This window comes from Bacillus sp. JJ1127 (genome assembly GCF_036965845.1).
In the GTDB taxonomy this organism is placed as follows: Bacteria; Bacillota; Bacilli; order Bacillales; family Bacillaceae_G; genus Bacillus_A.
Genome location: NZ_JBALQK010000106.1, coordinates 12539 through 24178 on the forward strand (window position 1 = coordinate 12539; position 11640 = coordinate 24178).

11 protein-coding genes, 1 pseudogene and 1 riboswitch are annotated in these 11640 nt (G+C 36.0%); of the genes and pseudogenes, 9 read left to right on the plus strand and 3 right to left on the minus strand.

The window, feature by feature from the left end; genetic code table 11:
- The first annotated feature begins 310 nt into the window (after positions 1–310).
- The 6 genes from V7183_RS11925 to V7183_RS11950 all read left to right on the plus strand — a co-directional run bounded on the left by V7183_RS11925 (position 311) and on the right by V7183_RS11950 (position 7005).
- Complete coding sequence (locus V7183_RS11925; RefSeq protein WP_335359647.1) at positions 311–2020, plus strand: DUF4430 domain-containing protein; 1710 nt, start codon at positions 311–313, stop codon at positions 2018–2020.
- Positions 2021–2075: 55 nt separating this feature from the next.
- Positions 2076–2864: a DUF4430 domain-containing protein gene (locus V7183_RS11930; protein ID WP_335359648.1), complete on the plus strand. Its 789-nt coding sequence runs from the start codon at positions 2076–2078 to the stop codon at positions 2862–2864.
- Between the two features lie 23 nt (positions 2865–2887).
- Positions 2888–3766, plus strand: coding sequence for an energy-coupling factor transporter transmembrane component T (locus V7183_RS11935; RefSeq protein ID WP_335359649.1), 879 nt, complete (start codon positions 2888–2890; stop codon positions 3764–3766).
- Positions 3739–5400, plus strand: a complete 1662-nt coding sequence (locus V7183_RS11940) for an ABC transporter ATP-binding protein (RefSeq protein WP_335359650.1) — start codon at positions 3739–3741, stop codon at positions 5398–5400. The genes V7183_RS11935 and V7183_RS11940 overlap by 28 nt, the downstream gene beginning before the upstream one ends.
- Positions 5373–6095 (plus strand): ECF transporter S component, encoded by a 723-nt coding sequence (locus tag V7183_RS11945; RefSeq protein WP_335359651.1) that lies wholly within the window; start codon positions 5373–5375, stop codon positions 6093–6095. Before V7183_RS11940 ends, V7183_RS11945 begins: the two co-directional genes overlap by 28 nt.
- A 187-nt stretch (positions 6096–6282) precedes the next feature.
- Entirely contained in the window at positions 6283–7005 is a 723-nt protein-coding gene (locus V7183_RS11950) for a YwiC-like family protein (RefSeq protein ID WP_335359652.1), read from the plus strand.
- 34 nt (positions 7006–7039) lie between these two features.
- Here V7183_RS11950 and V7183_RS11955 read toward each other — a convergent pair whose 3' ends face one another.
- Positions 7040–7231: a hypothetical protein gene (locus tag V7183_RS11955; protein ID WP_335359653.1), complete on the minus strand. Its 192-nt coding sequence runs from the start codon at positions 7229–7231 to the stop codon at positions 7040–7042.
- Positions 7232–7363: 132 nt separating this feature from the next.
- A riboswitch (SAM riboswitch) is annotated at positions 7364–7462 on the plus strand.
- A gap of 104 nt (positions 7463–7566) precedes the next feature.
- Between V7183_RS11955 and V7183_RS11960 the strand changes: the two genes are divergently transcribed.
- The 3 genes and pseudogenes from V7183_RS11960 (at position 7567) to V7183_RS11970 (ending at position 8848) form a co-directional block, all read left to right on the plus strand.
- A complete protein-coding gene (locus V7183_RS11960) occupies positions 7567–7827 on the plus strand; it encodes a hypothetical protein (protein WP_141523109.1) in 261 nt (86 codons plus the stop codon).
- Positions 7828–8104: 277 nt separating this feature from the next.
- Positions 8105–8485 (plus strand): annotated as a pseudogene (locus V7183_RS11965) (SWIM zinc finger family protein); the annotation flags it as partial.
- Positions 8486–8494: 9 nt separating this feature from the next.
- The gene (locus tag V7183_RS11970; RefSeq protein WP_335359670.1) at positions 8495–8848 is read left to right on the plus strand and encodes a group-specific protein; all 354 of its coding nucleotides are present in this window, start codon (positions 8495–8497) and stop codon (positions 8846–8848) included.
- Between the two features lie 63 nt (positions 8849–8911).
- Here the strand turns inward: V7183_RS11970 and V7183_RS11975 are convergent, their stop codons facing one another.
- Entirely contained in the window at positions 8912–10258 is a 1347-nt protein-coding gene (locus tag V7183_RS11975; RefSeq protein WP_335359654.1) for a short-chain fatty acid transporter, read from the minus strand.
- Positions 10259–10360: 102 nt separating this feature from the next.
- Positions 10361–11623 carry a serine hydrolase domain-containing protein gene (locus V7183_RS11980; RefSeq protein WP_335359655.1) on the minus strand — a complete coding sequence of 421 codons (1263 nt, stop codon included), beginning with the start codon at positions 11621–11623 and terminating at the stop codon, positions 10361–10363.
- Positions 11624–11640: the final 17 nt, after the last annotated feature.

The following is an 11640-nucleotide window of genomic DNA, read 5'->3' on the forward strand; positions in this document are numbered from 1 at the left end:
AGTATTATTAGAAAATAAATCCAATAAAACATAGACAAAATTCTATGTCAATAGTAAAATGATACAGAAATTTATTGTCTGATGAATGTATAGGTATGTCGTTTATACGATAACTTTAATAAGGGAATTGGTGAAAATGAAATGGGTTCGCTGTGAAAAGTGAATGTTATCACAATAATACATTCATAAGCTACATGATCTTTCCTATACAAATAAAACAGTCACCTATGTAGATAGGAAATGTACTCACGGTAGGTGCTATTACATGCTCTTGAAGGGCCTTTTTTAAGCAAGGGAGGAATAACCGAGGATGGCAATGATGAAAAAATGGCTGCTTACGTCGATAATGGCAGTTGCATTAGTATTTGTTTCATTTGCAAATACAGTACATATTACGTTTGCTGAAGGAAAAACAGCAACACTTGCGATTATTGGGGAATCGCAAAAAGGAGTTATTTTGTGTCCGAAAGAAGTGTCAATTGAAGACGGAGAAACGGCCTATAGTTTGTTACAAAAAGCCATGGGGGATAAAGTAATAGTTGAAAATACAAAATACGGCATTTATGTAAAAGGTATGGACGGTTTAATGGGCGGCGACACAAGCGGCTGGACATATGATGTAAATAATAAAGCAGCAATGGTAGGGGCAGATAGTTATAAATTAGACTCTGGAGATGTTGTAGCATTTCGTTTTGTTGCAGATTGGAACAATATGAGTCAAGAAACATTACAACAAGTGCTTGATAGAATTGGAACTTGTAAGAGTAACCAAGATGAGCAAAATCCAGATGAACAAAAGTCGGACGAGCAAAATCCAGGTGAACAAAAGCCAGATGAACAAAAACAAGATACGACTCAGCCGAAAGAGCCAATCACAAATGAATTGCTCGTGAAACAATTAGATCAAGCGATCGCTAAAACATCACAAAAGATGATGAATGAAGGAATCGATAGCGACTGGACAGCAATTGCGCTTGCTCGTTCAGGACAAAATGTACCAATAGAAATGAAGGTTGGTTATCTGCAGTCATTAACACAAAAGGTAGAAAAGCAGATGAACCGTTTGACTCCTACGGATTTAGCGAGAACGGTTTTAGCTGTCACAGCAGTAAATGGGAATCCAAGAAATGTAGCCGGACAGAATTTAATCCAAAAATTGTATCAATCTGAAAAACTAAATTCTGTTACTGGCTATACATTTGCTTTAATTGCGCTTGATACAAAGAAATATGAAGTGCCAGCTGAAGCAAAATGGAATCGTGCAGCTTTAGTACAAGAGATTGTAAATGCACAGCATACAGATGGTGGCTGGACTTACAATGTTGAAAGCAGTAAGGAAGATGCTAGTAGTGTTGATGTAACAGGAATGGTTTTATCAGCATTAACACCTTATCAGAAACAACCAGAAGTTAAACAAGCTGTTGAAAAAGCCGTACAATATTTATCAAGTAAACAATTAAACAATGGTGGATTTGAAGCTGACGGTCAAGAGAATGCCAATAGCGCTGCACAAGCAGTTATGGGATTATCGATGATAGGAAGTGACCCAACTGGTGATGCGTTTACGAAAAATGATGTAAACGCGGTTCAAAATCTACTATCATACCAGCTGGAAAGTGGTGAATTTAAATGGTTGCCAAATGATACAGAGGGTAATAGTATGGCTACTGAACAAGCCCTTTTAGCATTACTTCAATATAAAGAGTTTGTACATGGTAATGGCTCTATATATGATTGGTCGAATGATACAATCGGAACTGAAATTGATAAGAAACCAATTGTAGAACCAGAGATACCAGCAGTAGAAAAAGAAAAAGTTACAGAAGAACCACAACAACAAACAAAAGACGAGGTATCAGATGTTGTTGTAAAAGAAAAAACAGTAAATAATGAAAAAACTGCAAAAAATCGTCAATTACCAAAAACAGGATCATCAGCTGGTGATGTTGCTGTGCCAGTCGGAATGGGTGTATTATGCATCGCTTCGGCATATGCTTTATGGAGACGAAAAGCAGCTTAACAAAAATTAGGAGCAATGATTTGCTCCTAATTTTATTAGGAAAGGTGAGAACAGTATGAATATGATGAAATGGTTCATTTCATTTGTCCTTTCACTTGGATTGCTTGTAGGATGTAACCAAAGTGAAGTGAAACCAGAACAAAAAGCGACTTCTAAACAAACGGAGCAAAAAGAGGCAGCAAAACAAAAAGAACAGAAAGATGAGAATAAACAAGAAGAGTCGAAAAAACCAGAGGAACAAAAACAACCGGAAGAACAAAAACAAACAGAGGAACAACTAAAAGATAATCAAGAGCAAAAACCTCAAGAAAAAGCTGAGGTAAAACAAGAAGAGAAAAAAGAGCAAGAACCAGCCTCTGAGCCAAAACAATTAGAACAACCAAAAGTAAAAGAAAAAAAAGCTGAACAAAAGCAATCGGAACAGCCAGCAGTAAAAGAAGATACGAAAGTAGTCAATCAGCCGAAAGAAACGCCAAAACAGGAACAATCAGTACCACAGCCAGTAGTTCCTAAACCTGAGCCTAAATCAATTCCAACGCCACAAGCTAAGCAAGTTACTATTTCTGTACGTGGAGATCAGGGATATCTATTAGATGCAAAAAAAGTCGATATTCAAGATGGGGCTACAGTTTTTGAAGTATTAAAAAATACAGGACTGGAGATTGATTCAACTGGATCTGGAAACAGTAAATATGTAAAAGGAATTAACGATTTATATGAATTTGATAAAGGGTCAACTAGCGGATGGAAATACCGTGTAAATGGTACTTTTCCAAATCGCAGTGCTGGTGCGGTAACAGTGAATCCGGGAGATAAAATCGAATGGGTATATGTGCTAAATTAGGAAAGGATCTTTGGTAAAGGGTTATGAAAATTATCTTTTCTTCTTTACATCCTTTTGTGAATTTCTTCTATTATATTGGGGTGATGATACTATGTATGCTGTGTCTTCATCCTCTTTTTTTAGTTGGTGCGATTATTATGATGGTGTTGTTAAACATCATGCAAGGAAATAGCGAAAAAATCAAAAAAATGTTACCAAGCATGTTTGTTTTCTTTGTAATGATTATTGTGTTAAATCCGTTATTAACGCACAGGGGAGCAACCACATTATTTCGTTTAGGTGATAATCGAATTACATTAGAAGCATGTATGTATGGGTTAGTAATGGGACTATCGTTACTTGCTATTATGTTTACTTTTACTTCCTACAATGATATTATTTTGAGTCATAAATTTTTGTATTTATTTTCACGGATTTCACCAAAAGTTGCGCTGTTAACAATGATTACCGTGCGTTTTGTTCCTTTATTTATTCGGCGTTTAAGACAAATTACTCTCGTTCAAAAAACGAAAGGTGTTCAATTAGATTCCGGTTCAATAATCGAGAGAATCAAAAATGGAATGAAACTTTTACAAGTACTCCTTGTTTGTTCCTTGGAAGATGCATTACAAACGGCAGATTCTATGCAAGCACGCGGGTTTGGTGTGACAAAGCGCAGCACGTATATTCGCTATCGAATGGGAAGACAAGATTGGTATGTAATTACGTATTTAGTGATTGTATTACTAAGCTGTCTTGCATTCAATTTTTGCGGGGCTGGTACGTTATCAATCTATCCAAGAGTAGAATCGATTGTATTTCAGCAGTATGATGGCATACTATTTGTTCTATTTATAATGTTTATTAGTTTACCAATTATAATGGAGGGGAGGGAATGGATATGGTGGCGCATGCAGAAATAAAGAATTTATCATTTACATATAATGATGAAAGTGTACAAGCTTTAACTCATATTTCTCTATCTGTTTCACAAGGTGAGTTTATTGTACTAGCAGGTCAATCAGGATGTGGTAAGACAACACTTTTGAAACATTTAAAAAAAGAGTTACTCCCAATTGGGAAACGTACAGGTAATGTGTATTATGATGGAGTTTCCCTGCAAGAGATACCAGATTTATTGTCAGCGCAAGAAGTCGGAATGGTGTTTCAAAATCCAGAAAATCAACTCGTTATGGATACTGTGATTCAAGAGCTGGCGTTTTCTTTAGAAAATGTTGGACTGGCATCACATGTTATTCAAAAAAGAATCGCTGAGCTCATTAGTTTTTTAGGTTTTCAAGATTTACTCCATCAATCTGTTCATACCCTATCCGGCGGACAAAAACAACTGGTTAATTTAGCGGCAGTCTTGGTTTTACAACCGAAGCTACTATTGCTTGATGAACCAACAGCACAGCTTGATCCGATTGCTGCCAAGGATTTTTTAGGGCTGCTGAAACGAATTAATGAAGAACTTGGAATTACAATTATCATGAGTGAACATCGTTTAGATGAGGTCATTCCACTTGCAACGCGAGTTGTGTTTATGAATGCTGGGGAAATTATTTATGATGGAATCCCGCAACATGTTATATCGAAAATGTGGGAATTAGAAGAATTTCGACCATTTATCCCTCAAATTCCAAGATTGTTTTTAGAATGGAATGTAGAAACAATTCCTTTTACAGTCCGTGAGGCACAAACACGTCTTCGTTCAGAGGTATCTATAGAGCATGAAGTGCCAGGTATATCGCGAGCTGAAACAAAAAAAGTAATGTTAGAAGCAGAACATATATCATTTCAATATGAAAAGAACAGTCCGTTTATTTTACAGGATTTAACGTTATCGATTGAACAAGGGAAATGGACGGCGCTTGTTGGAAAAAATGGTGCTGGAAAATCGACACTTTTAGCGATTTTAGCGGGCTTACAAAAAGCTAGAAGAGGAAAAGTACGATGGAACGGAAATTTGATTCATAAAATCGATTCAAAAGAACGATTTAAAAGAATCGGATATGTATCGCAACATCCATACTATCATTTTACATGTGATACAGTGTGGGAAGAAGTTTTTGAACGAGCGAATGAGTTATATGGTGGAAAAGCAAATCAAGTGACAAAAGATATGTTGCAGCGATTTTGGCTGTATTCCATCCGTGATCGTCATCCGCATGATTGCAGCGGGGGAGAGCAACAGCTAATCGCACTATGTACGGTTTTATTGTCGAAACCGAGTTTATTGTTATTAGACGAACCGACAAAAGGATTAGATCCAGGGAAAAAAGAAAGATTAGGTCAATTGTTTCAAGAGTTGCAAAAAGAAGGAACAACCATCGTAATGGCAACTCATGACATTGAATTTGCAGCAAAATATGTGGATCATTGTATGATGTTATTTGATGGAAAGATTATTATGAATGATGCGCCGAAGGAATTCTTTAGTGATAATTTCTTTTATACAACATCTATTAATCGTTTCATTCGCAAGCAATTACCTTATGCATTAACGTGGGAGGATGTGTACGAAGCGTGTCCAAACGATACTTTGCTTTTATAATATGTATTTTTATTATTGTAATAAGTACACTCCTTTTTACTTCTCTTGTAATAGATGGACATTATATTTGGTGCAGTTTACTTTTATTAGTTATTATCATGTTACCTTTTTATATACGGTTTGAGAAGAAAGCTTTTGTTTCACGTGAAATTGTTATGGTGGCTATTTTAGCAGCGATAGCAGCAGTTAGTCGTGTTCCCTTTTCCATTATGCCAAGTGTACAACCAACTTCTTTTGTCATTATTGTCTCTGCGATTGTGTTTGGAAGTGAAACAGGATTTATGATTGGGGCAACAGCAGCGATTGTATCCAATATCTTTTTAGGGCAAGGACCTTGGACACCGTGGCAAATGTTTGCTTGGGGAATGATAGGGTTTATGGCTGGTTTACTTCGAAACACATGTATTATGAAAAAGTTGTGGGGAAGAATCATTTACGGTTTTATAGTTGGCTTTATTTTTGGGTGGATTATGAACTTATGGGGACTTCTTGGGTTTATACAAGACGTAACATGGAAGGCATTCCTTTCGTATTATGCTGCAAGCTTTTATTTTGATTTAAGCCATGCGATTTCAAATGTCATCTTTCTTACTTTATTTAGTTCTTCGTGGATTACCATTCTTACGAGATTTAAGAAGAAATATGGCATTTTAGATGATAATAGAGAACGAATATCTGAAAGAAACAAAGCATAATCATATACCGTAGGGTCGCGACTTACATATTCGTTTGCCTCTTTCATGCTTCTTACCAATGGTAAGAAGCATTTTTTATGTATAGCAAAAAAGTGTCAAGAAACTGTTTTAATATATTCTAATTTTTATATGAGATTTTTGTATAATAACAAATGAAAAAGGTTTTCAAAGAGGAGATGTAATATTCATGAGGCTAGTTGTTCCAAAGCAGCACGGTGCATGGGGGATGCTGCTGATTCCATTTTTACTCAGTGCATTACTAGGTAAACCTACTTTGTATCATATCCCACTCTTTCTTGCTTGGTTGTTTATCTACTTAGCAACGTATCCATTTCTAATGTATATAAAGCAGATGCGAAAAAAAGAGTTTCTACATTCAGCAATCATTTATTTTCTTATTGCATGTGCTTTTGGAATCGTATCTTTACTATATGAATGGAAAATTCTTTTCTTTGTAGGTATGATGATCCCTCTCTTTATCGTAAATATGTATTTCGCCCGTCAAAAAAAGGAACGAGCGTTAGTCAATGATATTTGTGCAATACTTGTTTTCTGCATTGGCGGTTTAGTCAGTTATTATTTTTCGATGAAGACAATTGATGGAGCAGCATTGTGGATTGCAGTCGTTTCTTTTCTTTATTTCTTAGGAAGTACATTCTACGTGAAGACGATGATACGAGAAAAGAATAATCCTATTTATCGCTTTGTATCATGGGGATATCACATTGTATTGACCATTGTGTTGTTTGTAGTAAATCCATGGCTTTCCCTTGTTTTTATTCCAAGCTTAGCTCGCGCCATTATATTATATGGTAAAAAAATATCGATTTTAAAAGTAGGGATTTTAGAAATCGTTAATTCAGTATATTTCTTAATTGTGACGGCAATACTATTACAGTATGCCATTTGAGGTACTGCCCATCTAGTAAAGAGATGGGCAGTGTTTATTTCTGTTCTAAAATATGGACAGTATGATCACATTCTTGTAATGCTTGTTCCACAGCTTGGAGAGATTGTTCGATTTGCTTCCGATTATTACTTTTTTCAACTGTTTGTAAGGCATTTTCTAAACAATGTTTCGCTTCTTGTAGTGAATGGAACGAATCTTGAACATATCCGCGGGCATTTTTATTCATTATAAATTCCTCCTTTTGTACATACAATTTTAGTATGAGCATTAGAGGAGAAAATATAACTCCATTGTCGTTAATTTGTATGATTTGACAATGACAACAGAAGTAGCTATAGTAAGATATAAAGTGAATATTTTCTTATCCAGAGAGGTGGAGGGACTGGCCCGATGAAACCCAGCAACCGCGATGCAGGTGCTAATTCCAGCAGAACATATTTGTTCTGGGAGATAAGACGAAGATATCGTACATAACTTCTTCTTATCGAAGAGGTTTTTTTATTGTAAAAAAACCAATTCCGAAAACAACAGAAATAAGAAGAAAGGGGTTGCAATTGTACTGTGACACTTGAAAAATACGTAAAGCTGCGTAATGCAGTGTATGAATATATGATAGAACAAGATAAACCCATATCACTATTAGATATTCAAGAGCATATCGTTTCGCATCATGAAGGAAAATTCACGAAAAAAATGTTACACCAATTTTATTTATCAAGGCTATTAGACGAACTGAAACTGGATGGGAAAATTACTTTAGCTGATGATGAATACTCTTATGCTGAAAAAGGGGTATATTATAAGGCGAGAAGAGGGAGCTAGTCTCTCTTTTTTATGTTATCATTTATTTGAAAATTTAAAATATATGTAGAGTAAAAGACTGCCAAAGCAGCCTGATACAAGGGAATGGTGTTGAGTGTGTAGTGTCAAAAGTTGAATATGCCCTGAAAGAGGCATTTCATTCGGCTAGAAACGAAAAGAGACACCTTCGCCGAGTAGGTGTCAGTTGTTTTGTCAAATAGGCTTGCCACTTGACATGTAATAGAATACCACGTGATGTGAAAGAAAGTCAAAAGGGAATTTAAGGAAGTGAATTGTTATGTATGCTTTTTTATTAACTGAACTGAAAAAATGGATTCCTAAGCACATTATAGATAGGGGATGCGAATATTATGAAGAGGGACATGTAGAGGATGTAGAAATACATGATGGTAAAGTATTTGCGTTTGTAACAGGGAATTACGGGAACTACGAAGTAATCGTTGATCTTGTAGATTTTATGAAAAGTACTTGTGAATGTCCTTATGAGAATTATTGCAAGCATATGGCAGCGGTTGTATACGAAATACAAGGTGCTGGGGAAAGTATGGTTAGAGAGAAGTTGAAAACGTTAGAAAAAGAAGAATTGTTAATAATCATGCAGAGGTTATTAAGGAGTTCTAAAAATGTACAGGTTGTAGAGAAGATGTTGCGAAAAGGTTGGAAAAATATGAATGAAGTAGAAAGGATAATGAGATGTTGTAATCGAGAGGATGAATTGTTTCGTACATATATGGTTTGTTTACTTCAGTTGAAACATTATAGCAAGGTTTTTCAAAAAGTGTATCAAGAACTAAGAGATGATTACTTAGTGAGAGGAATCTGCGAACGGGAAGTTGATGGAATAATTAAGGAAAGTAAAAAGTACAAAATGTATGACTTGCCGAAAGTATTAAGATGGGATTTTTTACGAGACAACCCTCCAGTGATTGAAAGTGTTTGTATGACGTTATTTGCATATAGAAGATTAAATCTTTCATGTGAAGAATGGTCAAATGTAATAAGATGTATAGAAAACAACTGATTGTATTAAGGTTATTATGTACAAAAAGCTAGTATAAAACTAGCTTTTTGTGTGTTTTGGAATTTAGATAAAAAGGAAACATAAACCGATAACTGCACCGGCATAAAGCAAGTTAATCACACAGAATCCCATAATATCGCGCGCACCTAAGCCTGCAATCGCTAAAGCTGGTAATGCCCAAAATGGTTGGATTAGGTTCGTCCAAGCATCACCCCATGCAATAGCCATCGCTGTTTTAGCAGCAGGTACACCAAGTTCTGCTCCAGCTGGAATCATAATAGGAGCTTGTACAGCCCATTGTCCGCCTCCAGATGGAACAAAAATGTTTACAATTCCGGCACTTAAAAATGTGAATAAGGGAAAAGTAGCTTCATTTGAAATATGAATAAAGAAGTTCGAAATAGCTCCTCCAAGTGAAAGTCCATCGCTATTTGTGCCAATCATCATTCCCATAATTCCAGCGTAAAATGGAAATTGCAATAAAATCCCGGAAGCACTTTTCGTTGAGTCTGAAAAGGCACGAATGTATTGGATAGGGGTACGGTGAAAAATAAGACCAGCGATTAACAACATGAAAATAACGATATCGAGTGTAAGATTAAAGCCTTTCGTACTAAAGTAATGAATAATATAGATAATTCCTAGGAGCCCAATGCAAACAGTCATCCAAATACTATTTTCCATTTTCTCAGCAAATGTACGGGCCTCTACTTCTTGAGCAGCCGCTTCTTCATGAAATACACTTGGGTCAACTGTAATTGTATGATCTGCATCAGGATGCATTGCTCTATTAATAAGTGGCATGGTAACTAAGAAGACGATAACAGGGACAATAGCATATGGTGAAAATAATGTTTCTGTGATGGGGATTGCTTCCTTTATACTACCAGCTGTTGTTTTGATTAATGTTTCTCCTCCAGATGCTAAAGTAAGTGGAATGGAGGCAGAAAATCCTGCGTGCCATATGAGAAATCCAGAATAGGAAGAAGCGATTGCAAGGCGATAGTCTAATCCTTTTATGTGCCTGGCAACTTCTTTAGCGTATAAAACAGAAACAACAATGCCGAATCCCCAATTTATGTAGGCACCTAATAAACTAACAATGGAGATCGCAATAATACCTTGTCCGCTTGTTTTCGGTAATTGAGCAGCTTTTGCTAAGCCTTTACGAATAAGCGGAGCATTAGCTAAGGCGGAACCTGTAACAAGTACAAGCGCCATTTGCATTGCGAAGGCTAAGAGACCCCAAATACCATTACCCCAATGAGCAATCATTTCTACTGGTGATTGGTGCGTTGCAAACATTCCAAAGAAGATAACGAAAATGGTTAACAAGCAGGATAAAATAAAGGGATCTGGTAAAAAGCGTTGTACAAGTGTAACACAACCATTTGTAAAAGAGCGAAACAAATACATCAACCTCCTTGACTATATTTCTTTACAATATTCGTTATCATGTAAGTAATAACCTTTACAAAACAGAAAATTCAGATAATTAAAAAAGAAAATCTTTCACTCGTGTGAAAGATTTTCTAAGTATTTTGCTATATCTACATACATATTTGAATAAGTAGAATGTATATCACTGCTCGGCTGGGCATTTGATGAAAAATGTACAATTACCATATTTGCTTTTGGATCTATATAGAGACATTGCCCATAACTCCCTAGCACTTCAAAGGCACCTTGCTCATTATGAGGAATCCACCATTGATTATGATAAGAAGTAGAGGCTCCATGCTCGATAGCTAGTTCACCTTCTTGTATGCTTTTTATATCTTCTGAAATAGAAGAAGGTAGAATTTGCTTTCCGTTGTATTGACCATTATTTAAAAGCAATTGACCAAACTTAGCCATATCTCTTGCAGTGGCATTTAAGCCAGCGCTTGCTTGTTCGACTTTCGTATCATCAGTCACATAATACGCACTTTCTTCCATGCCGATTTTGGACCAAATTCGTTCACTTACATTTTCAGCTAATGATTTACCAGTTACTTTCTGTATGATCCAGCCAAGTGTTTCGGCAGAACCATTATTATAGGAAAACTCTGCTCCAGGTGATGCAGTTTCTTTTGCTTCTTGTAACATATCATAAATGTTCATTGGGCCATCATAGTTTTTAGAACGAGGAAGAATGTTACTAGCTAAATATAGCTGTGCATCTTGATTTTCTAATCCCCGTTGTATATATCCATGTGTAGGGTATTCTGCGGAAACTTGCATGTCCATTAACTGTTGAATCGTCGCTTTCCCAAATGGAGTGTTCCGTAATTCTGTGACATACGTTTCAGCAAGTTCATTTACATCAATTTGCTTTTCTTCGACTAAAGATTGCACAAGTGCACCAGTAAAGACTTTAGCTAAAGAAGCCATCCCATGCGGCGTATTTTGTTTATAACCATTGAAGTAATGTTCGTAAACGAGTTTTCCGTTATGTATAACAACAAATGCATCGGTTTTATTCTCATCTAATAGTTTCTTTAAAGGAACATTCCGTCCATTTCCTTGTTTAACAGAGAAATCATCTAAATTTTGTAATGCAGTAGGGAATGTTGATACTTGCTCAGGGTTATTTTTTACTTCACTTGTTAATGCCAGTTCGTTCATATGTGTATATGCCCAACGTAAGTAAGGATCTTGCAGCCAATTTTCCTTTGTCACGTTTTCTTTTGACGGAGTTACTTTATTATGTTTAAAAACCGTAAAGCCAAGCCCTGTTACTACAAATAATAGTGTGAGTATGAGCAATAGAAGGGGAGATTTTTTAAAATTCATATAATACCTCCTTGATA

Excerpts from the sequence above, each read along its gene's own strand:
- V7183_RS11955 (WP_335359653.1), bottom strand. The coding sequence starts at position 7,231 with ATGAATAAAAATGCCCGCGGATATGTTCAAGATTCGTTCCATTCACTA.
- V7183_RS11930 (WP_335359648.1), top strand. The coding sequence starts at position 2,076 with ATGAATATGATGAAATGGTTCATTTCATTTGTCCTTTCACTTGGATTG.
- V7183_RS11970 (WP_335359670.1), top strand. The coding sequence starts at position 8,495 with ATGAATGAAGTAGAAAGGATAATGAGATGTTGTAATCGAGAGGATGAA.
- V7183_RS11950 (WP_335359652.1), top strand. The coding sequence starts at position 6,283 with ATGAGGCTAGTTGTTCCAAAGCAGCACGGTGCATGGGGGATGCTGCTG.
- V7183_RS11980 (WP_335359655.1), bottom strand. The coding sequence starts at position 11,623 with ATGAATTTTAAAAAATCTCCCCTTCTATTGCTCATACTCACACTATTA.
- V7183_RS11940 (WP_335359650.1), top strand. The coding sequence starts at position 3,739 with ATGGATATGGTGGCGCATGCAGAAATAAAGAATTTATCATTTACATAT.
- V7183_RS11925 (WP_335359647.1), top strand. The coding sequence starts at position 311 with ATGGCAATGATGAAAAAATGGCTGCTTACGTCGATAATGGCAGTTGCA.
- V7183_RS11935 (WP_335359649.1), top strand. The coding sequence starts at position 2,888 with ATGAAAATTATCTTTTCTTCTTTACATCCTTTTGTGAATTTCTTCTAT.